The 20,833-nt window shown below is 43.8% G+C and carries 21 protein-coding genes and 1 riboswitch; of the genes, 11 read left to right on the top strand and 10 right to left on the bottom strand.

The window, feature by feature from the left end:
* Both glp and BWD47_RS11175 read left to right on the top strand, forming a co-directional pair.
* Complete coding sequence (gene glp / locus BWD47_RS11180; RefSeq protein ID WP_075593991.1) at positions 1-1,257, top strand: gephyrin-like molybdotransferase Glp; 1,257 nt, start codon at positions 1-3, stop codon at positions 1,255-1,257.
* 15 nt (positions 1,258-1,272) lie between these two features.
* Complete coding sequence (locus BWD47_RS11175) at positions 1,273-1,557, top strand: hypothetical protein (protein ID WP_036973042.1); 285 nt, start codon at positions 1,273-1,275, stop codon at positions 1,555-1,557.
* Here the strand turns inward: BWD47_RS11175 and BWD47_RS11170 are convergent.
* From BWD47_RS11170 to BWD47_RS11125, 10 genes are all read right to left on the bottom strand, one after another.
* Entirely contained in the window at positions 1,554-2,729 is a 1,176-nt protein-coding gene (locus BWD47_RS11170; protein ID WP_051501922.1) for an ATP-binding cassette domain-containing protein, read from the bottom strand. The two genes, BWD47_RS11175 and BWD47_RS11170, sit on opposite strands and share 4 nt — an antisense overlap.
* A gap of 14 nt (positions 2,730-2,743) precedes the next feature.
* On the bottom strand, positions 2,744-3,436 hold the full coding sequence (gene modB / locus BWD47_RS11165; RefSeq protein ID WP_036973043.1) for a molybdate ABC transporter permease subunit: 693 nt from the start codon (positions 3,434-3,436) through the stop codon (positions 2,744-2,746).
* Positions 3,437-3,440: 4 nt separating this feature from the next.
* Positions 3,441-4,193: a molybdate ABC transporter substrate-binding protein gene (gene modA / locus BWD47_RS11160; RefSeq protein WP_075593990.1), complete on the bottom strand. Its 753-nt coding sequence runs from the start codon at positions 4,191-4,193 to the stop codon at positions 3,441-3,443.
* Between the two features lie 10 nt (positions 4,194-4,203).
* Positions 4,204-4,653, bottom strand: a complete 450-nt coding sequence (locus tag BWD47_RS11155) for a molybdenum cofactor biosynthesis protein MoaE (RefSeq protein WP_065978350.1) — start codon at positions 4,651-4,653, stop codon at positions 4,204-4,206.
* Between the two features lie 2 nt (positions 4,654-4,655).
* Positions 4,656-4,901: a molybdopterin converting factor subunit 1 gene (moaD, locus tag BWD47_RS11150; RefSeq protein WP_065978349.1), complete on the bottom strand. Its 246-nt coding sequence runs from the start codon at positions 4,899-4,901 to the stop codon at positions 4,656-4,658.
* A gap of 15 nt (positions 4,902-4,916) precedes the next feature.
* On the bottom strand, positions 4,917-5,387 hold the full coding sequence (gene moaC, locus BWD47_RS11145) for a cyclic pyranopterin monophosphate synthase MoaC (RefSeq protein WP_065978348.1): 471 nt from the start codon (positions 5,385-5,387) through the stop codon (positions 4,917-4,919).
* Positions 5,387-5,938, bottom strand: coding sequence for a molybdenum cofactor biosynthesis protein B (moaB, locus tag BWD47_RS11140; protein WP_075593989.1), 552 nt, complete (start codon positions 5,936-5,938; stop codon positions 5,387-5,389). The genes moaC and moaB overlap by 1 nt, the downstream gene beginning before the upstream one ends.
* Positions 5,926-6,498, bottom strand: a complete 573-nt coding sequence (locus tag BWD47_RS11135) for a molybdenum cofactor guanylyltransferase (protein WP_074989362.1) — start codon at positions 6,496-6,498, stop codon at positions 5,926-5,928. The genes moaB and BWD47_RS11135 overlap by 13 nt, the downstream gene beginning before the upstream one ends.
* A gap of 1 nt (position 6,499) precedes the next feature.
* Positions 6,500-7,471, bottom strand: a complete 972-nt coding sequence (gene moaA / locus BWD47_RS11130; protein ID WP_075593988.1) for a GTP 3',8-cyclase MoaA — start codon at positions 7,469-7,471, stop codon at positions 6,500-6,502.
* Positions 7,459-7,590, bottom strand: a riboswitch (molybdenum cofactor riboswitch). It overlaps the preceding gene by 13 nt.
* 123 nt (positions 7,591-7,713) lie before the next feature.
* Positions 7,714-9,537, bottom strand: coding sequence for a histidine kinase (locus BWD47_RS11125; RefSeq protein ID WP_083633661.1), 1,824 nt, complete (start codon positions 9,535-9,537; stop codon positions 7,714-7,716).
* 267 nt (positions 9,538-9,804) lie between these two features.
* Here BWD47_RS11125 and BWD47_RS11120 point away from each other — a divergent pair, with 267 nt between their 5' ends.
* The 9 genes from BWD47_RS11120 to spoT all read left to right on the top strand — a co-directional run bounded on the left by BWD47_RS11120 (position 9,805) and on the right by spoT (position 20,824).
* Positions 9,805-13,530, top strand: coding sequence for a nitrate reductase subunit alpha (locus BWD47_RS11120; RefSeq protein ID WP_075593987.1), 3,726 nt, complete (start codon positions 9,805-9,807; stop codon positions 13,528-13,530).
* A 14-nt stretch (positions 13,531-13,544) separates the two neighbouring features.
* Positions 13,545-15,080, top strand: a complete 1,536-nt coding sequence (gene narH / locus BWD47_RS11115; protein ID WP_036973051.1) for a nitrate reductase subunit beta — start codon at positions 13,545-13,547, stop codon at positions 15,078-15,080.
* A 3-nt stretch (positions 15,081-15,083) separates the two neighbouring features.
* Positions 15,084-15,797: a nitrate reductase molybdenum cofactor assembly chaperone gene (gene narJ / locus BWD47_RS11110; RefSeq protein ID WP_036973052.1), complete on the top strand. Its 714-nt coding sequence runs from the start codon at positions 15,084-15,086 to the stop codon at positions 15,795-15,797.
* 10 nt (positions 15,798-15,807) lie between these two features.
* A complete protein-coding gene (gene narI / locus BWD47_RS11105; RefSeq protein ID WP_036973053.1) occupies positions 15,808-16,491 on the top strand; it encodes a respiratory nitrate reductase subunit gamma in 684 nt (227 codons plus the stop codon).
* 45 nt (positions 16,492-16,536) lie between these two features.
* A complete protein-coding gene (locus BWD47_RS11100) occupies positions 16,537-17,313 on the top strand; it encodes a peptidylprolyl isomerase (protein ID WP_036973054.1) in 777 nt (258 codons plus the stop codon).
* A gap of 15 nt (positions 17,314-17,328) precedes the next feature.
* A complete protein-coding gene (locus tag BWD47_RS20130) occupies positions 17,329-17,469 on the top strand; it encodes a hypothetical protein (RefSeq protein ID WP_155950865.1) in 141 nt (46 codons plus the stop codon).
* Between the two features lie 112 nt (positions 17,470-17,581).
* Positions 17,582-18,202 (top strand): guanylate kinase, encoded by a 621-nt coding sequence (gene gmk / locus BWD47_RS11095; protein ID WP_036973055.1) that lies wholly within the window; start codon positions 17,582-17,584, stop codon positions 18,200-18,202.
* A gap of 110 nt (positions 18,203-18,312) precedes the next feature.
* Positions 18,313-18,588, top strand: a complete 276-nt coding sequence (rpoZ, locus tag BWD47_RS11090; RefSeq protein WP_036973056.1) for a DNA-directed RNA polymerase subunit omega — start codon at positions 18,313-18,315, stop codon at positions 18,586-18,588.
* Between the two features lie 130 nt (positions 18,589-18,718).
* A complete protein-coding gene (spoT, locus tag BWD47_RS11085) occupies positions 18,719-20,824 on the top strand; it encodes a bifunctional GTP diphosphokinase/guanosine-3',5'-bis pyrophosphate 3'-pyrophosphohydrolase (RefSeq protein WP_036973057.1) in 2,106 nt (701 codons plus the stop codon).
* The last annotated feature ends 9 nt before the right edge of the window (positions 20,825-20,833 follow it).

Raw genomic sequence — 20,833 nt, 5'->3', positions numbered from 1 at the left:
ATGAATCAGTTTTCGAGTGAGCAGCCCCTGCTCTCTTTTCAACACGCTAGCGAAGCACTTTTATCAGACACGCCGTTATTAGTTAAAACAGAGACACTGCCTTTATCGGCTGCTCATCGTCGTATTCTTGCTGCACCGATTATCGCCGACATTAATGTGCCTAACGCAGATAACTCAGGAATGGATGGTTTTGCATTTCGTTTTAGTGACTTAAATGAACACACACATTTAAATATTATTGGCACTGCCTATGCCGGGCACCCATTCAACGGCAAATGGCAATCAGGTTGCTGCATACGCATCATGACAGGCGCACATATTCCGGCTGGTTTTGATACGGTGATTATGCAAGAACATGTCACGGTCTCCACTGAACAAACAATCACTTTAAACACTAAGCCTTGCTTTGCACAAAATGTACGTAAACAAGGTGAAGATATCAGTATCGGCAGCCAATTATTTGCATCAGGGCAACGCTTAACAGCCACAGATATCGGTATGCTTGCCTCGCTTGGTATTGCCTCTGTTAGCGTTTATAAGCCACTTAAAGTGGGGGTTATTTCTACGGGCGATGAACTTTTTGAACCCGGCACGCCACTTTCACAAGGTGGAATTTACGATACTAACCGTTACACGATTCAGGCTATTTTAACTAATTTAGGCTTTGCGGTGCAGGATTTTGGCATCATTGCTGACGACCCTGACGCGCTAAGGTTGGCTTTTGAAGAAGCACTTTCAAATACCGATGTCATTATTACCTCGGGTGGTGTGTCGGTTGGTGATGCTGATCACACAAAAACAGTGCTCACAGAGCTTGGCCAAATGCAGTTTTGGAAAGTAGCAATAAAGCCAGGTAAACCATTCGCATACGGTCATTTTCAGCATTTAACACAAGACGGCCACAACAAGCGATTTATGGGATTACCGGGCAACCCGGTTTCAAGTGTTGTGACATTGCATCAACTCGCGATACCTGCGCTTCGTAAAATGGCTGGTGAAACAGTGCGTACACAGCCTCCCCTTAAGTTACCTTTAGCGTGTGATATTAGTAAAAAACAAGGTCGCGCTGAATTTATTCGTGCATCATTAGTTGTCGATAACACAGGAACCTATGTTGAGCCTTTAAAAGGACAAGGTTCTGGCATGCTCAGTACTTTTGCAAAAAGCCAAGGTTATTTATTGCTTGATGCTGAAAAAACTCAGTGGCAAAGTGGCGACTTAGTGCCCTTTATTCCTTTTGATTGTGCATTAAATTAGAAGCAAAGCAGTCAAATGCAAACACGTAAACCTGACCGCGTCACCGCCATGCAGCAATTAATCGAGCAGGTAAAAGTAGAGCTTCCCTTATACGAACCTGATACCTTTTTTTGTGGCACCGATAACTCGTGTATCGGCTGCCCTAAGAAGCTAATGGAGTTGGTTGATACCGAACTATGCTACTGGGAACACCAGCTGCAAATAGGCACAATCCCTAATTTTGACGATATTTCTCGATTCGCGAAGCTCTGCAAAAATGTAAAACGCGGTTTAGTAAGAAATAACTTAGTCGATAGTTAACCGTGTAATGCGTCCGCTTTACCTATTAAATACCACGTTTCATCTAGTTTAGGCTGTAGTTGATTAAATGATAAGCGCGTGATCCACACATGCAATGATGCGGGTTTATGCACACCGTCTTGTTCGCTGTTAGCGAGCCTTACTTTCACCAACATACCTTGCTCTTTTCCCATATTAACGGGGTAAAACGCCGTGATCCGCACTTTTAATTGGTTCACAAAACTACTCTCTGGTAGTGCTATTTTTGATAAACCCAGACGATTTGCTTTCAGTATTAATGGCTGCAAACGCCCTATTTGATGCTCTGAATTATACGCAGCAAAGCAGCGCTGCCCGCCAACGTGATACTCCGTTAAGCCCAGCGCAGGAAAGTGAGCATGAACCTGTCCGTAAAACATAGAGGTAAATTGACTTCCCTGTATGTTCTCACTCGATTGGCTCTCTAGTAACTGCTGCTGATAACGCTCAACACCTTCATCCACAGGGAACATTTGCCACTGTGTACTATTGTTTATCGTATGCTGCAATAAGCAGCTATCAGCTAAAGCTAATACATCATCCAGTTGGTGGCATGCTAACAAAGCAGCACCTTGCACTTTACAAAGGTAGTCTTTTATAACCCCTATACAGGCTTGCTTATTAAGTTGATCGAGACCGGTAAGCACTTCATCTAATAATAATAAAGGCGCTCCTTTTATCATCGCAAGCAAAAGCGCAACGCGCTGGCGCTGTCCACCACTTAATTGGTGAGCCCGATACACTAGTTTGTCGGTCAGCCCTAAGGGGTCTATTGCCCAACTTATATCAAATGGCTGCGCTTGTTGCTTAGCAACCAACTTTAATAAAGCGGCAATGCTTAGGTGGTCAAATAACAAAGGAGACTGTGTTACGTAAGCGATGCGGCGCTTATGTGCTGGCATACCTAACTGCTGCTGCCCTGTTACTTTTAACCCGCCAGAAGCAGGAGCAACACCCGCAATTGCATTAAACAAACTGCTTTTACCTGTACCACTTGGGGCTAATAACACCGTTATTTGCAAGGTCTTAAGCTGACAATCAAGTTGCTGAGTAACAGGCTCTGAACAATTAAGTTCAATATGCGCAACCACAGGCTTAGACGTACACTGTGGGTCTGAAATACCCATGCTGCTGTCGCTATTTAATGCCATCATCTGTTTAAACCTATTCAAAGCAAGCTGGTTGGTGTACTTACACGCTGCGTTTGTCTTTGCCACCATTGACATGCAAACACAACGGCAAATGAGAACACGAGCATCAGCCCTGCAAGCATATTTGCAGCCTGAAGATTAAAACTCTCAACATGATCAAATAACGCCAGTGACACAACTTGAGTTTCTCCTGGAATATTACCGCCAATCATTAAAATAACACCAAACTCACCCACCGTATGGGCAAAGCTTAAAGTCGCAGCGGTATAAATAGCCGGTTTAATCATGGGGAGTACTAACCATAAAAACTGCTTCCATGGCTTAAAGCCCAATAAGGCAGCACTGCTGTATAAGTTATCAGGCAATTGTTCAAATGCACTTTGTAAGGGCCGAAAAGTAAAAGGTAAGCTGTAGATCATCGACGCCACTAAAATCCCCGAGAAGCTAAAGACTAACTGTATACCCAAGGTATTTTGCAGCCATAAACCGATACCTTGTTGCGGCGAAAATAACACTAAAAAGTAATACCCTAATACCGTAGGAGGCAAAACTAAAGGCAAGGTAATTAAGGTTTCGAGGAAGGGTTTTATGGCCCGTTTACTTCGCGCAAGCCAATATGCGCAGGGAATCGTTATTACTAACAACGCCAGCGTACTTAACGCAGCAAGTTTTAACGTAATAAAGATGGCTTGCAAGTCTCCCTCGCTCATAGTATTACCTATAGCCCATTGATTTTATTAACTGTTGTGCCTGTTCAGTTTGAACAAAATGATAAAACTGACGCGCAAACACTGAGTCTTTTACTAATAAAACATGCTGCTCAATTGGCTGATACCACTCACTGGGAATGGCGATAGCCGTGCCATTATGTGGTTGTTGCAGTAGGCTTTTTGCAATTAAGCCTAACTCTGCATTTTGGCTTTCAACATATTGAAAAGCATGCAAAATAGATCCTCCCGTTACTGTTTTTTTCGGCTTGGTTTGTAAATGGGCCAATACCTCAACCGCAGCCTGTCCATAAGGTGCATAACGTGGATTCGCAATAGCTAAAGTAATATGGGGCAAACGTGTCATAACGCCTTCCAAACTGTCATAGCCCTCAGACGAATAAAACACCAATTCGCCAAGCGCATACACTGTGCTTTCAATGCCAAAACCATCGGTTTTTAGTTGTGTAGGCAATATTGCATCGGCTGAAAAAAATACGTCATAAGGGGCTCCATAACGAAGCTGTGTTGCGAGTGTGCCTGATGAGCCAGTCACCACTTTAACCTGTATATCGGTTTTAACCTGTGCTTTGAATACTGGCAGCAACTGATCCATTACAGCGACAAAGTTAGCCGAGCAAGCAATCGTTAGCGAAGAGGATGTGTCTTTATCATTAGCGCTTGCAGGCGAAACACAGCACAATAAAACCAGCACAGTCGCTATCGTGTATGTGGTTAGTTTATTTGTTAGCCACTGCATTGTTTCAACCCTACAGCCACTGGGCAGCCGCTATTTGATCTTTATGATTGGCACTCACCCAACGAGTCTGCTCTCCTTCAACGTGCTCTTTTTTCCAAAATGGCGCACGCGCTTTAAGTAAATCAATTAAATACTGTGCCGCTTCAAATGCAGCTTCGCGGTGGACACTCGACACTGCCACCAGCACAATTTGATCTGTTAAGCTTAATTTACCAACGCGGTGAATTAAGGTTACCTTTTCCAAAGGCCATAATGACAACGCTTGCTGCTCTAACTGGGTAAGGTATTTCTCTGTCATCGCCGGATAATGCTCTAGATATAAACTATCAACTTGGTGGCCTTGATTAATGTCGCGAACACGGCCTACAAACATAACCACGGCGCCCGACACCGAGTCGTCAGCTAACATGGATTGATACTCTTCGTTCATATCGAAATCATGTTCTTGTACACGGATCATCACTAACCTCCAGTGACAGGTGGAAACATAGCAACCTCATCGCCAGTGCCGACCGCAGCATTATCATCAACCAAAATTTGGTTTACGGCCACTAACACATCTTTATCGAGTAACCAGGTGTGCCAACGCTCATCTCGTTCAGCCAATGTTTGGCGTAACTGCCTAACCGACATACCTTGTGCATCTAGTTGCACCGAGTCACAGCCTAAACGTTCACGTAACTGTGCAAAAAAAAGTACCTTATTCATTCATACTCCCCTTAATTAGCCAATATAGGTGCCGCGTCTGCCACCACTTTTATAGGTAACTCGCATGTTCTGTACTGTCATACCTTGGTCAACCGCTTTACACATATCGATAATAGTGAGTGCTGCAATCGATACCGCAGCTAACGCTTCCATTTCAACCCCGGTTTGCCCAACTAACTTGCAATAACTGTGAATATCAACCGCACTGCCTTGGTTGTTAATAGAAAACTCAACCGCCACCTTACTTAACGCCAACGGATGGCAAAGGGGGATCAAATCAGCTGTTTTTTTTGCTGCTTGAATTCCTGCAATACGTGCGACAGCTAATACATCGCCTTTGTCTAACTGATTTTGCTCAATAAGAGCGAGCGTTTCTGGCTGCATCACGACCGTTGCGCATGCACGCGCTTCTCGCACTGTTGCTGATTTATCTGCAACATCAACCATGCTTGCTTGACCACTTTTATCTATGTGGGTTAACTGCATTAATTCATCTCCCGAGAGTGGCATTGTTCAACACGATGTGATTTAAGCTCTGCTACAAAATTACATGGCCCACACCGCGAATCGAGTTGCTGACATAAAATCTCATCCCAGGCGGTAGCACACGCATTTGGGCTACCCGGCATAGCAACAAGAAGGGTTCTATTCGAAAGCCCTGCTAACGCTCTGGATTGCAGTGATGAGGTGCCAATTTGCGAACAAGACAAATGCCTGAATAACTCACCAAAACCGCTCACAGACACATCAAATAACACATCGATTGCCGAAGGCGTAATATCATCTGGTGTCAGTCCAGTGCCACCAGAAATCAGTACCACGTCAATATCGTCACTGGCTATCCATGTAGCGACTTCCGCGCGTACTTTATAAATATTGGCTTTATGTAATTGTCGATTAAGCACATGATGCCCACTGTCTATGACTTTTTGCTGCAACAAATCACCCGCAGTATCTTGCTCAGGGCCTCGACTATTACTCACTGTTAAAATCGCTATGTTTAATGGTACAAAGCGGTTGCTTTTTACTCGCGCCATGCGTAATCCTTTTGATCAACCAAACAACGAGCCTGTGCCCATTGTTGTGGTGTATTAACGTTATATAGTTCACGACCCTCGCCATTTGACTCAAACAATTCAATGACGGCCGCTCCAAGCTCTTCAAGTAAACCACTGACAGAGCGCTGCCCATGCTCTAAACGTTGCTGGGCAATTAAACTCGCGCGTTCAAGCCGATTGAGGTAACAAGGCAATACACTGTGTGCAAAGTAACAGGCACAATCTCGTCTGCGCCCTTGGTTGATAAGGGTGCGTAAACTTGTTTTAGATAGCAGCGGCATATCAATAGGAATAACAAGCGCATCATCATACTCAGCGTGATTCAAACAGGCATGAATACCTGCAACAGGTCCTTGCTGTACAAATTTATCAACGATAAAACCGCTGCTATTTCGACTCACAATGACCTCATCGCAGCCCGCGTCTTTAAGGCAAGCAATCGCGCGTGTTAATTGCGTTTGACCATTAATTTCAAGTAAAGCCTTATCTTGCCCCATGCGGCGAGAAAGCCCTCCAGCCAGAACAATACCCACTAACATACTAACCCCCTAACATAGCCAGTTGTTTGGTCAGCCCTGTTCGTCCCATTTGTAATTGATGGCCTTGCCATTTATGTTGAACACTGCTTAAAAGGTGAGTGGCTAAGCCTCTAACATCTTGATTATCTAACCATGGCGTTAAGTCATCATTTGCTTCACCAAATAAACACAAATGCAATTTGCCTTCAGCAGAGACGCGTAAGCGGTTGCAGCTTGCACAAAATGCCTTACTGTAAGGCATGATCAAGCCAATTTGACCCGCATAGTGAGGGTGAAAAAATTCTTCGGCTGGGCCCGCATCCACCGCTTTGGGGGCTGCTCGCCAACCCGACTGTAAAAGCTGTTGTTTAAGTTGCTGACCTTGTACATGTTGGGCATTGAAATAAGCCCGGTTATCACCGGTTTGCATCAGTTCAATGAAACGAAATGTGACAGGCTTATCTTTAATATAATCAAGAAATTGCTGTAATTGGTTGGCATTGTATTGCTTGAGTAAGACCGCGTTTAATTTAACTTTTTTAACACCCAGCTCTAAGGCTTTATCAACACAGCTAAGTACTTCATGTAATGAGTCACTGCCGGTGATTTGCGAAAATGTATAAGGATTCAAGCTATCGGCGCTCAGGTTTAGGTTTGTTAAACCACTGGCCACTAAACGAGGAAGTTTTTCAAGTAAGCGATAGCCATTGGTTGTCATTGCAACGGTATCAATACCTTGGGTTTCACTGCATGCTCCGACGATATCGGCAAGATCTTTGCGCAAAGTAGGCTCGCCGCCAGTTAAGCGTATTTTTTTAGTACCCGCCATCGCAAAGGCGTTTACCAAGGTGCTAATTTTATCAACACTGAGGGTTTTCGGACGAGCATCACACACGTAGCCATCCGGTAAGCAGTAATTACATTTAAAATTACAGACTTCCGTTACTGACAAGCGTAAGTAATTATATTTTCTATCAAAATTATCTTGCAACATCACAGCCTTTCCAAGTCGGGAGGCAAACAAATTTCTTTATTTACCCGGTGGTCACCCACGGTACATTAACCATGCTAAAAACTAGTTTAGGTCGATGTACTTCAGCATCTTGGATACAGCTTAGAGAGTTTGCATTTGCATCACCATACAAAAGAATGGGCAGACAAACTACCCACAAATAAGTAATTTACAGCAACAAGCCCACTATCAATCATGCGCTTATACATTATAAAATCTTTAAATCACTGATACAGATCTTTACCGCCGACAGGCAAAAACGTCAGTTTTACTTGTGTCCCCTGCTCTTCTCGAGGTAATACCACTAACTCACCATTAAGGTGTTTGGCTCGCTCTTGCATAATAGCCATGCCGTAATGGTTTAATTTCTCTGCATTGTGGCTAATCCCTACGCCATCATCACTAATAGCAAGCTCTAATTGACCATCATCAAGTTGCTTTAAGGTGATCCACGCATTGTTCGCCTGTGAATGGTGCACGGTGTTTTGGCTTGCCTCTCGTGCAATTTGTAAGATATGAATTTCTTCCATTGGTGATAAAGGCACTTGCTTAACGGCAAACTCTAAATGAAACGAAATGCTGCTTTGCGAGGCTAACTGATCAATGGTTTTATTCAGCGATGCCTCTAACCCCTCTTCCACCATTTTTAAACGAAAAGTGGTTAATAGTTCACGTAATTGCCGATATGCAGAATCTAACCCCATTTTAAGTTCATCAATAATCGGCTGCTGCATATCATATTGCTGCTTATTCTGCGTTTTTGACAAGCGCGTCACTTGAATTTTCAAATACGATAATGCTTGTGCTAAAGAGTCATGTAACTCACGCGCAATCACCGTACGCTCATGGAGTAACGCGATACGACGGTCTTGATTATGCTGCTCGTCAAGGTTAAGCGACAAGGCAACCTGGTCGGTCACCGACTGAACAAGCTGTAACTGCCAAGAATCTTCGGCAAAGCATTTGCCCCCACGTACAACAATCACACCGTAATGGTTATCCCCATACACTAATGGAAAGCGTGTTACGGTGCTGTCATCAATTGATACAAATGCAGCGCTCCCAATACAGTTATCACAACTTTGAGCGCGGCATGCTCCCTTGTCATCGTGTGTTGGTTTTATTTGCACATACGGCTGGTCGCCACCCGATGTCATTAAGCATAACTCAATGTCATTAACGCCAATGAGTTGCGACAACTCATCAAACGTTTGCTGTAAGTCATGCTTTTTTTCTCTGGTTTCCAGTAGCAAACGGGCTGTTTTAAACAAAAACGCAAGGGTCTGATTATTTAACTCAAGCTTTTCAGTTTGCTGCTTTACGCGTAATTCAAGTTGGCCATACATTGATGCTATCGCCTCGCAGGTATGGTTCAAGGTGGCTCCCATTAACGCCAGTTCGTCATCGCCCTGTAAATCAACATGATGCGTAAAATTTCCTTTCCCGATAGCGTAGGCAGCGTGAGTCAGTTCAGCCAAAGGCTTTTCAACCCTTAAACTGATTAAATGCAAGGTAAACATGCCCACCAATAAGGTAATAAACAACGCGCCAACTTGAATAGTGCGCAGTAATCTAATTTTGCTTTCAGCATCTATTTGCACCGCATAAACAAATGCATCAGCATTTTGAGCGAGTGTTTTTACATAGAGATTAAATTGAGCCTTATCTTCTATCGGTAGGTTAAGCAGTGCGGGCTTTAGGAATGATTGCCAATGAACAATGGTTTGCTGCCACAACACATTTAACTGTTCATCATTTTGTAGCTTCTGAAAAATGGGGTTTTTTAGTTTTTCTTCAAATATTGCAATGCGTTTATCTATTTCCTGTTTGTTTCCTTCAAGGCCGTACATTCCCAGCTGATACGACTCCATTCTCAGCGAGCCACTCAAATTAATTGCGCGAGCATCTAAGTCGGCTAATTCTGTGATCCAATACGATGCAAACAAGGTCGTAATGGCCAGACTAATAATCCCGACCAATGACCCTTTGATATACACCATGACCGAGCCATTAAATCGATTTTTTAGTTCATTTAACCGAATACCCACAATAATTACCCACCTTTTCTATGTTACGAAACCATAACGCTTGTATGTTATCAACACCAGTATTTTCACCCTAACAGCCCCACATTTACACTACCTCTTTGTAGGTATTCTCATAATATTCATGGCCTTACCCCCCATTGAGATATTGATCCTCATCAAGTTACTGTAGCGGTGAAACACTATATTTGATTTGCAATGTAGCTTTCTGCCGCTTCAAGGTGCCTAGTGATTGAGCGCTAAAGTTGAGCAGGATAGGAGAATAAGTAAATGAGCCATTTGTTGAATAAAATGCGCTTTTTCAAGACTAACAAGCAAAGCTTTGCGGGTAGTCACGGTGTAACAACTGATGAAAATCGCGATTGGGAAGACGGCTATCGTCGTCGCTGGCAGCATGACAAAATTGTACGCTCTACACATGGTGTAAACTGTACAGGTTCATGCAGTTGGAAAATTTATGTAAAAGATGGGCTAGTTACCTGGGAAACTCAGCAAACAGACTACCCTCGTACACGTCCTGACTTACCAAATCATGAACCTCGTGGTTGTCCTCGTGGAGCAAGCTACTCGTGGTATATTTACAGTGCTAACCGCTTAAAATACCCTAAAGTTCGTCAAGCATTATTAAAACTGTGGCGCGAAGCTAAGCAAGTACATAGTGATCCAGTTAAAGCATGGGAATCGATTGTTACTGACCCTGCTAAAACGAAAAGCTACAAGTCAAAACGTGGTTTAGGTGGCTTGATCCGTGCTAAATGGGATGAAGTGAACGAGATCATCGCGGCTTCTAATGTTTACACCGCAAAAACGTACGGCCCCGACCGTATCATGGGATTCTCACCTATTCCTGCAATGAGCATGGTTAGCTACGCGGCTGGTTCGCGTTATTTATCACTGATTGGTGGTAACTGCTTAAGCTTCTATGACTGGTATTGTGATTTACCACCTGCATCGCCACAAATTTGGGGTGAACAAACAGACGTTCCAGAATCAGCTGATTGGTATAACTCAAATTATATCATTGCTTGGGGCTCAAATGTTCCACAAACACGTACTCCTGATGCTCACTTCTTCACTGAAGTACGCTACAAAGGCACCAAAACGGTTGTTATTACTTCTGACTACTCTGAGTGCTCTAAATTATCAGATATTTGGTTGTCGCCAAAACAAGGTACCGATGCTGCTCTGGCAATGGCCTTTGGACATGTAATTCTAAAAGAATTCCACATTGAAAAACCAAGTAGTTATTTTACCGACTACGTTCGCCGCTACACCGATATGCCTATGCTTGTCGTGTTGGATAAAACCGACCAAGGCTACACACAAGGTGCCTTCTTACGTGCAGCAGACTTGGCTGATAACTTAGGCCAAGACAACAACCCGAAATGGAAAACCATTGGTCTTGATGAAACAAGCAATGAACTTGTCTCACCAACGGGGGCTATTGGCTATCGTTGGGGTGAAAAAGGCAAGTGGAATATTGAGCAACGTGAAGGAACAAACGGCAGCGATATCAAGTTAGCGCTCAGCTTAAAAGATCACTCAGATAAAGTTGAATCAGTATTATTCCCTTACTTTGGTGGCCAAGCACATGAACTTGGTTACTTCCAACATACTGAACATGACGATATTCAAGTTCGTAAAGTCCCTGTTAAAACAATTACCCTCAAAGATGGTAGCGAAGCACTCGTTGCCACCGTATTTGACTTAATGATTGCGCATTACGGCGTTGACAACGGCTTGGACGACCCTGCGGTTGCAAAATCATATGAAGACAATGTGCCGTATACACCGGCATGGCAAGAAAAAATCACCGGTGTTAACGCAGCTCACGTAATCCAAGTAGCGCGTGAGTTTGCCGATAACGCAGACAAAACTCGTGGCCGCAGCATGGTCATCGTGGGTGCTGGACTTAACCACTGGTACAACATGGATATGAACTACCGTGGCTTAATCAACATGCTGATGATGTGTGGCTGTGTGGGTCAATCAGGTGGTGGCTGGGCTCACTATGTAGGCCAAGAAAAGTTACGTCCACAATGTGGCTGGTTACCGCTTGCGTTTGGTTTGGATTGGCAACGTCCGCCGCGTCAAATGAACGGGACGTCTTTCTTCTATAACCATTCTGATCAATGGCGTTATGAAAAACTTGAAATGACCGAAGTGCTGTCTCCTTTAGCAAATAAAGAGAACTGGACGGGCTCAATCATTGATTACAATACACGTGCAGAACGCATGGGCTGGTTACCTTCTGCCCCTCAACTTGGCATGAACCCACTGCAACTGTGTAAAGATGCAGAAAAAGCAGGATTATCAGCTAAAGATTATGCTGTGCAGCAACTTAAATCAGGTGATTTAGACTTTGCATGTGAAGACCCTGATAACCCTAAAAACTTCCCGCGTAACATGTTTATTTGGCGCTCTAATTTACTGGGTTCATCGGGTAAAGGTCACGAATACATGCTGCGTCATTTCCTCGGTACTAAGCATGGCTTGCAAGGTAAAGATCTTGGCGAAAGCGGAGATAAAAAACCTGAAGACGTTGTCTGGCATGATGATGCACCAGAGGGCAAAGTTGATTTATGGGTCACACTTGATTTCCGTATGTCAACGACCTGTTTGTATTCCGATATCGTGTTACCAACCGCAACTTGGTACGAAAAAGATGATATGAATACATCCGACATGCACCCATTCATTCACCCACTTTCAAAAGCGGTTGATCCAGTGTGGGAATCACGTTCGGATTGGGATATTTTCAAAGGCATTGCGAAAAAATTCTCTGACTTATGTGAAGGTCACTTAGGCGTTGAGAAAGACTTAGTAACATCGCCACTCATGCACGACACGCCAAGCGAGTTAGCCCAACCAGATGGCATTAGTATGTGGTGGAAAGGCGAATGCGATCTGATCCCTGGTGTCACTGCACCCAATATGATTGAAGTTGAGCGCGACTACCCTAATACCTACAACCGCTTTACCTCTCTTGGGCCACTGCTCGAGAAACTCGGTAATGGGGGTAAAGGTATTAATTGGAATACAGACCAAGAAGTGAAGTTTTTAGGTGAGTTGAATTACACACACACCAGCGAAGGCCCACAAAAAGGTCGTCCAAAAATAGACACCGCTATTGATGCAGCTGAAGTCATTTTAAGTCTTGCTCCTGAAACCAATGGTCATGTTGCTGTTAAAGCGTGGCAAGCATTGGGTGAGTTCACGGGTCGCGACCATACACACTTAGCAACCCCTAAAGAAGATGAAAAAATTCGCTTCAGAGATATTCAAGCACAACCACGTAAAATCATCAGCTCGCCAACATGGTCAGGGCTTGAAGATGAGCATGTGTCTTACAACGCAGGCTATACCAATGTGCATGAACTGATCCCTTGGCGTACCGTTACCGGCCGTCAACAATTTTACCAAGATCACCAATGGATGCGTGACTTCGGTGAAACCATGGTGTCGTACAAACCACCTGTAAACTTAAAAACTACTCAACCATTATTAGATAAAAAACCTAATGGTAATAAAGAGTTAGTTTTAAACTGGATTACGCCACACCAAAAATGGGGCATTCACTCAACCTACTCAGACAACCTACTTATGCTGACATTAAGCCGTGGTGGTCCGATTGTTTGGATCAGTGAAACGGATGCCACTGAAGGGGGTATTAAAGATAACGATTGGATCGAAATCTTCAATGTTAATGGTGCCATTGCTGCACGTGCCGTCGTATCACAGCGTGTACCACAAGGTATGAGCATGATGTACCACGCACAAGAGCGCATTGTAAACACACCAGGCTCTGAGATATCAGGAACCCGAGGTGGTATTCATAACTCAGTTACCCGCGCCATCATGAAACCAACCCATATGATTGGGGGTTATGCACAGCAATCATACGGCTTTAACTACTACGGTACTGTGGGCTGTAATCGTGATGAGTTTGTAATTGTCCGTAAGATGGACAAGGTTGATTGGCTAGATAACGAGTAACCGAGGATAAAATTATGAAAGTACGTGCACAAATTGGCATGGTCCTAAATTTAGATAAATGCATCGGTTGCCATACCTGTTCAATCACTTGTAAGAATGTATGGACTAGCCGAGAAGGTGTTGAATACGCTTGGTTTAACAACGTAGAGACCAAACCGGGTATTGGTTATCCGAAAGAATGGGAAAACCAGAGCAAATGGAATGGTGGCTGGAAACGCAACAGTAAAGGCGTATTAGAGCCCAAACAAGGTAATAAACGCCGTTTATTAGCTAATATTTTTGCTAATCCAGATTTGCCCGAAATTGATGATTACTACGAGCCGTTTGATTTTGATTATCAACATCTGCATAACGCACCTGATAGCAAGCACCAACCGGTTGCTCGCCCTCGCTCGTTAATTACGGGTCAGCGTATGGAGAAAATCAACTGGGGACCTAACTGGGAAGAGATTCTCGGGACTGAATTCTCAGAGCGTAAAAAAGATAAAAACTTTGACGACGTAGTACAAAAAGACATTTACGGGCAATTTGAAAAAACCTTCATGATGTATTTGCCACGCCTGTGTGAGCACTGCATCAATCCAGCCTGTGTTGCTAGCTGCCCTTCTGGTGCGATTTATAAACGTGAAGAAGATGGCATTGTCTTAATTGACCAAGACAAATGCCGTGGCTGGCGGATGTGTGTATCAGGTTGTCCGTATAAGAAAATTTACTACAACTGGAAATCGGGTAAATCAGAGAAATGTATTTTCTGTTTCCCTCGAATCGAAGCAGGTCAACCCACCGTGTGTGCTGAAACCTGTGTAGGTCGAATTCGTTACTTAGGCGTCTTACTTTATGATGCAGACCGCATAGAAGAAGTTGCAAGTGTACCGAATGAGCAAGACTTATACCCTGCACAGCTTAGTATGTTCTTAGATCCGAACGATCCTGAGGTCATTGAAGCAGCACGCAAAGAAGGGATCCCTGAAAATTGGTTAGAGTCAGCACGCCAATCTCCTGTCTATAAAATGGCAATGGACTGGAAAGTAGCACTGCCTCTGCACCCTGAATACAGAACCTTGCCAATGGTTTGGTATATTCCACCATTGTCGCCGATTCAATCAGCGACAGAGGCTGGTCATGTTGGCATGAATGGCGTTATTCCTGACTTGAAGTCATTACGTATCCCCATGCGCTACCTTGCTAACTTACTTACGGCAGGTGATGAGAAGCCCGTTGTACGAGCACTTGAACGCATGATTGCTATGCGCGCTTTCAAACGTTCGCAACAAGTCGATGGCGTTGAAGATCTCGAAGTACTTCAGCAAGTTGGACTAAGCGCTGACCAAGTTGAGCAAATGTATCGTTATATGGCGATTGCCAATTACGAAGACCGCTTTGTGATACCCACCAGTCATAAATCGTATGCTGAAGATGCCTACGATATGAAAAATGGCTGTGGTTTCAGCTTTGGTAATGGCTGTAGTGATGGTAACAACGGCGTAAATTTATTTGGTGCCAAAAAAGCCACCGTGAAACAAATTATCCCCGTTGAGATCAAGGAGTAAGTTATGCAAGTTTTAAGTGTATTTTCTCATTTACTTGATTACCCGACTGCTGAGCTTGTAGAAGCGAAAGATGAGCTAATTAGCACACTTAAGCAAAGTTCACTAACAGAGCAAAATCAACGTGCTGTCTGTGATTTTATCACCACACAATGCGAAAAAGACATACTCGACTGGCAAGCAGAGTATGACGGATTGTTTGAACGTGGACGCGCGCTTGGTCTGTGGCTTTTTGAACATGTTCACGGCGAAAGCCGTGACCGTGGTCAAGCTATGGTCGACTTAGTCGAGCAATATAAACAGGCAGGTTTAGAGTTAAGTCAAAATGAACTACCTGACTACATTCCCCTGTTTTTAGAGTTCTTAGCAACCCAAGGTGAGGAGAATGCTCAGTCTTGGTTAGTTGAAGTTGATCATATTTTTGGTCTGCTATTGTGCCGACTCGAAAAACGAGAGAGTAACTACTCATTACTGTTTTTAAGCTTGCTAGAGCTTGCACAGAGTGACCTAGACCTCGAGGTATTACGCAAGCAAATCAACGGTGAAAAGCGCGACGATACGAAACAAGCAATTGACAAAGAATGGGAAGAAGAAGCCATTACTTTTGGTGCACAAGATGCAACTAACTGCCCAAGTTCAGTCAATCGCCCTGACGAAACTCAGCGCAAAGATCAATATGTTCCAGTTAGCTGGACTGACTTTAATCAAGAAGCCAGTTAAGGAGTTCATCATGAGTTATTTAAACACCTTTTTCTTTGGGATTTACCCCTATATCGCCTTAGCCGTGTTTGTTATTGGCTCGGTAATACGTTACGACCGAGAGCAGTACACATGGAAAACAGGCTCAAGCCAACTACTTGAAAGCAAAAAACTCAAGCAAGGCAGCCGCGCATTTCATATTGGTATCATTATGGTATTGCTCGGCCACTTTGTAGGCTTACTCACACCAGCAGAAGTATGGCATGTGTTTGGTATTGAAGCGGGTCACAAGCAACTGATTGCCATGACGTTAGGCGGTGTGTTTGGTTTGATTTGTTTTTACGGTCTAACCATTTTAATCAAACGCCGCTTATATGAACCGCGCATTAGAGCCACCAGCAGTAATATGGATATTGCAATTTTACTGCTGTTATACGTGCAGTTAATTTTAGGTTTATTGTCAATTTTTGTCTCAGCAGGTCATTTAGATGGTGCAGAAATGCTACTCCTAATGAGCTGGGCACAAAACATTGTGACCTTTGATTTAACCGAAGCAACCGCAGCAATTGCACAAGTACATTGGATTTATAAGCTACATGTTGCACTAGGTATGACGTTATTTGTGGTATTCCCATTTAGTCGCTTAGTTCATATTGCCAGCGTACCGGTACAATATTTAGGCCGAAACTACCAAGTGGTTCGTAGCAAATCTTAACCTATCATGCCCTGTTTCGACAGGGCATTCCCCCTCGAGGTCGATATGATTAACGTTAATCAACACACTATTAGCGAAACACAAATTCTTAATGAAATGCAGTATCACCCAGCCGACGATCATCGCGCTGCGATGGTAGAGGCGGCACAGAGTTTGATCATTGGCGAATTGTTACAACAACGCGCACAAGCGCTAAATATCAATCTAGATACGCACGCTTCAGACACCGACGAGCAACGCCAAAATAAATTGCTCGAAAAACTTATCGCTGCAGAAGTGCAACTGCCCCGTGCCAGCGCGACTGAGTGCGAACATTATTATCAACAAAACAAACCCAAGTTCACCACACCTCCGCTTATTGCAGCAAAACATATTTTACTTGCAGCACCGAGTAGTGATGAAAAAGCGCGTAGTCATGCGCTGAACCAAGCCGAAAACCTGCTTAACGCACTCTCGCAAGGCGCTTCTTTTAGTGAGCTTGCACAGCAATATTCAAAATGTGATTCGGCTCAGTTAGGAGGCCAACTTGGTCAAATAACAAAAGGGCAAACTGTCAGCGAGTTTGAACGTCAAGTATTCAGTGCTGATGTTGGCTTAATTGCTCACCCTATTGAAACCCGTTTTGGTTATCACCTTGTTTATGTTGATCATAAAGAGCCTGGGCTGCAACTGCCTTTTGAAGCCGTGGAGTCACGTATTGAGGACTACCTGAATAAAAAAGTAGAGCGCAAAGCCATCGCGCAATATATCCAATTATTAATTGCTGACGCCGATATTGAAGGCTTCGACTTTAATGTCAGCAGCAGTCCGCTTGTACAATAAAATAAAGGAAAACACATGAGTTGTTGTGGAGCCTGTGGTGGGCAAGAGAATACAAAACCAACCGATCAAGACAATACGCCGAGTGAGCAAGCTTTGGCGGATACCGCAAAGCACAAAGATGAGGGGCAAGCAGTCCCTGACAATGAAGACGAGTAATCTCACTGAAACTTGAGCACAACACGTCAAATAAAGTACACTGTAGAATACAGTAAAGGCTTGTTGGAGTATTCGCTCCTACAAGCCTATTTATTTTCAATAGAGACAGATCATGGCGCAAACTCGCGGAAATTTATTTATCTTATCGGCCCCTTCAGGCGCAGGTAAATCAAGCTTAATTAGTGCATTACTAAACAAACACAGCGATATGAAAGTATCGGTTTCACACACAACTCGTTCACCTCGCCCAGGCGAAGAAAACGGTGTGCATTATCATTTTGTGTCGGTTGAGGAATTTAAAGCACTGATTGAAAAGAATGATTTCTTTGAATGGGCGCAAGTGTTCGATAATTACTACGGCACTTCAAAGCAAGCAATTGAGACTCAGCTTGCAGCAGGCATTGATGTATTTTTAGATATTGACTGGCAAGGTGCACAGCAAATTCGTAAATTAGTCGAAGATGTTGAAACCATTTTTATTTTGCCCCCCTCAAAAGAAGAGCTTGAGTCACGCTTAACGAACCGCGGCCAAGATTCGAGTGAGGTTATTGCAGGAAGAATGGCCAAAGCCCAGTCTGAAACCTCTCATTACAATGAATATGATTACGTTGTAGTAAATGACGACTTTGATACCGCCTTGGCTGAAATCGAAACAATTGTTATGGCAAAACGTTTATCACTCAAGAGCCAAGCACAGCGCCATCAAACGCTTTTAGATAATTTATTAAAGTAAGACACGCGTTAATTAACGAATAGAGATAAAAATTAACCACTAGCTATTGGCGAATCTGACTTGGTGCAGTAAACTACGCCTTTGCTTAAGAATTTATTTGGAGTGCTAAGATGGCTCGCGTAACTGTTGAAGATGCAGTAGATGCAATTGGTAATCGTTTTGACTTAATTTTAGTTGCGGCTCGTCGTGCCCGCCAAATCGCGGTAGGTGGAAAAGATCCACTTGTTGACGCAGAAAATGACAAGCCGACAGTCATTGCTTTACGTGAAATTGAGAAAGGGTTAGTAAATAGCTCATCAATGGACTTAATTGATCGTGAAGAACAACAACACCAAGAAGCAGCAGAAATGGCTGCAGTGGCTGCTATCGTAGGTGGCAACCAATAATCAAGCTCCCCGCTTTGATTTCGCTAAACGGCTAGTATTTCAGCACTAGCCGTTGGCAAGCCCTTCTTTTCATCGTATATTCTATTCATACCGTTACCGATTTACTTCATTTGCGCATTGGAGTGTGACTTTGTATCTTTTTGAAGGTCTAAAAAAGAAAATATCCGAATATTTGTCTCCCGCCGATATCGAGCTGGTGCAAAAAGCTTACGTGGTTGCTCGTGAAGCCCACGAGGGTCAAACACGTTCAAGTGGCGAGCCCTACATTACTCACCCTGTCGAAGTGACACAAATTCTTGCTGGCATGCATCTCGATCACGAAACTTTAATGGCAGCATTAATGCATGACGTGATTGAAGACACCGACTTTAGCCAACAAGATTTAGCTGAGATTTTTGGCGACACAGTTGCCGAATTAGTTGAAGGCGTTAGTAAACTCGATAAGCTGAGCTTTAAAGACAAAAAAGAATTCCAAGCGGAAAACTACCGTAAAATGATCATGGCAATGACACAAGACATTCGCGTGATCTTAATTAAGCTGGCAGACAGAACGCACAATATGCGCACACTCGGCGCACTTCGTCCCGACAAGCGTCGTCGTATTGCCCGCGAAACACTCGAAATTTATGCGCCAATTGCAAATCGTTTAGGTATTCACGACATTAAAAATGAGCTGGAAGATTTAGGCTTTCAGGCACTCTATCCTATGCGTCATCGTGCTTTGAAATCTGAAGTGATCAAAGCCCGCGGTAATCGAAAAGAAGTCATCAGTAACATTAAAAGTGAAATCGAAGCACGCCTTGAAGAGGCTGGTATCGACGCCACGATTTCTGGGCGTGAGAAACACCTCTACAGCATCTATAAAAAAATGCTGAACAAAGAGCTCTCTTTTAACGAAGTCATGGATATTTACGCGTTTCGCATCAATGTAGATAACATGGATACCTGTTATCGCGTTTTAGGTGTTGCGCACAACTTGTATAAGCCAATTGAAACGCGCTTTAAAGATTACATTGCGGTGCCAAAAACCAATGGTTATCAATCATTGCATACATCATTGGTGGGCCCACATGGCATTCCGGTCGAAATTCAAATTCGTACCCACGATATGGATCATATGGCCGACAAAGGGGTTGCCGCTCATTGGATGTATAAAAAAGCCGGTGATAGCGCAGGTCACACCGCACAACAGCGTGCACGCCAATGGATGCAAAGCTTACTTGAGCTACAACAAAGTGCTGGGTCATCGTTTGAGTTCGTTGAAAACGTTAAAACCGAGCTATTCCCTGAAGAGATTTATGTTTTCACGCCAGATGGTCGTATTGTTGAACTGCCCATGGGGGCAACCGCCGTTGACTTTGCCTATGCAGTGCATACCGATGTAGGTAATACCTGCGTGGGGGCGCGTGTAAACCGCAAACCGCATCCACTGAGTAAAGCGCTTGATACGGGTCAAACCGTCGAAGTTATTACCAGTTCTGGCGCACACCCTAATGCCACGTGGCTCAACTTTGTGGTAACAGGTAAAGCCCGCTTAGGGATTCGTAACTACCTTAAAAGCCAACAGCACGAAGAAGCCTTGTTACTAGGGCGTCGCTTACTCGACTCAGCCCTTGGTGAGCAAAAACTGGATGACATTCCAGATGAAAATATTCGCCGCGTGCTTCAAGAACATGAACTGAATACCGTATTAGAGCTGTTGGTCGAAATAGGCTCTGGTAACTTAATGAGCGTCTTAATTGCCAAGCGCCTAATGCAAGTAGAAGCCGACGACCTTAATGCGCTTGCCAGAAAAGCCAAAGCGACCATTATCGGCACCGAAGGTATGCTCGTTAATTACTCTAAGTGCTGCCGTCCCGTTCCTGGAGATGCCATCACCGCTCATATCAGCCAAGGTAAAGGCTTAACGGTTCACCGCCAAGAATGTAAGAATATTCGCGGCTGGGAGAATGAACGTTCGAAATACTTGGTTGTAAAATGGGACGATAATCCCGAGAAAGAATACATTGCCGCCCTTCGTATTGAAATTATCAATCATCAAGGGGCACTTGCTAAGCTCACCAATGTCATCGCCTCAACCCAAGCAAACATTGTCGAGATAGCCACCGACGAAAAAGAAAGTAATCTATACATGATAGACTTAGGCATTACCGTGAAGAACCGTGTTCACGTTGCCAATATTATGCGTCGCATTCGTGTGATGCCAGATGTACAAAAAGTCTACCGTAAAAAGTAACAAGGATAA

The organism is Pseudoalteromonas sp. PAB 2.2 (assembly GCF_001938575.1).
Classification (GTDB): Bacteria; Pseudomonadota; Gammaproteobacteria; order Enterobacterales; family Alteromonadaceae; genus Pseudoalteromonas; species Pseudoalteromonas lipolytica.
The sequence above is the reverse complement of the archived record's forward strand: the minus strand, read 5'-3'. Positions and strand labels throughout refer to the sequence as shown.

Bases quoted from the DNA above. Each gene is read 5' to 3' on its own strand.
- glp (WP_075593991.1), top strand. From the start codon at position 1: ATGAATCAGTTTTCGAGTGAGCAGCCCCTGCTCTCTTTTCAACACGCT.
- BWD47_RS11175 (WP_036973042.1), top strand. From the start codon at position 1,273: ATGCAAACACGTAAACCTGACCGCGTCACCGCCATGCAGCAATTAATC.
- BWD47_RS11170 (WP_051501922.1), bottom strand. From the start codon at position 2,729: ATGATGGCATTAAATAGCGACAGCAGCATGGGTATTTCAGACCCACAG.
- modB (WP_036973043.1), bottom strand. From the start codon at position 3,436: ATGAGCGAGGGAGACTTGCAAGCCATCTTTATTACGTTAAAACTTGCT.
- modA (WP_075593990.1), bottom strand. From the start codon at position 4,193: ATGCAGTGGCTAACAAATAAACTAACCACATACACGATAGCGACTGTG.
- BWD47_RS11155 (WP_065978350.1), bottom strand. From the start codon at position 4,653: ATGATCCGTGTACAAGAACATGATTTCGATATGAACGAAGAGTATCAA.
- moaD (WP_065978349.1), bottom strand. From the start codon at position 4,901: ATGAATAAGGTACTTTTTTTTGCACAGTTACGTGAACGTTTAGGCTGT.
- moaC (WP_065978348.1), bottom strand. From the start codon at position 5,387: ATGCAGTTAACCCACATAGATAAAAGTGGTCAAGCAAGCATGGTTGAT.
- moaB (WP_075593989.1), bottom strand. From the start codon at position 5,938: ATGGCGCGAGTAAAAAGCAACCGCTTTGTACCATTAAACATAGCGATT.
- BWD47_RS11135 (WP_074989362.1), bottom strand. From the start codon at position 6,498: ATGTTAGTGGGTATTGTTCTGGCTGGAGGGCTTTCTCGCCGCATGGGG.
- moaA (WP_075593988.1), bottom strand. From the start codon at position 7,471: ATGTTGCAAGATAATTTTGATAGAAAATATAATTACTTACGCTTGTCA.
- BWD47_RS11120 (WP_075593987.1), top strand. From the start codon at position 9,805: ATGAGCCATTTGTTGAATAAAATGCGCTTTTTCAAGACTAACAAGCAA.
- narH (WP_036973051.1), top strand. From the start codon at position 13,545: ATGAAAGTACGTGCACAAATTGGCATGGTCCTAAATTTAGATAAATGC.
- narJ (WP_036973052.1), top strand. From the start codon at position 15,084: ATGCAAGTTTTAAGTGTATTTTCTCATTTACTTGATTACCCGACTGCT.
- narI (WP_036973053.1), top strand. From the start codon at position 15,808: ATGAGTTATTTAAACACCTTTTTCTTTGGGATTTACCCCTATATCGCC.
- BWD47_RS11100 (WP_036973054.1), top strand. From the start codon at position 16,537: ATGATTAACGTTAATCAACACACTATTAGCGAAACACAAATTCTTAAT.
- BWD47_RS20130 (WP_155950865.1), top strand. From the start codon at position 17,329: ATGAGTTGTTGTGGAGCCTGTGGTGGGCAAGAGAATACAAAACCAACC.
- gmk (WP_036973055.1), top strand. From the start codon at position 17,582: ATGGCGCAAACTCGCGGAAATTTATTTATCTTATCGGCCCCTTCAGGC.
- rpoZ (WP_036973056.1), top strand. From the start codon at position 18,313: ATGGCTCGCGTAACTGTTGAAGATGCAGTAGATGCAATTGGTAATCGT.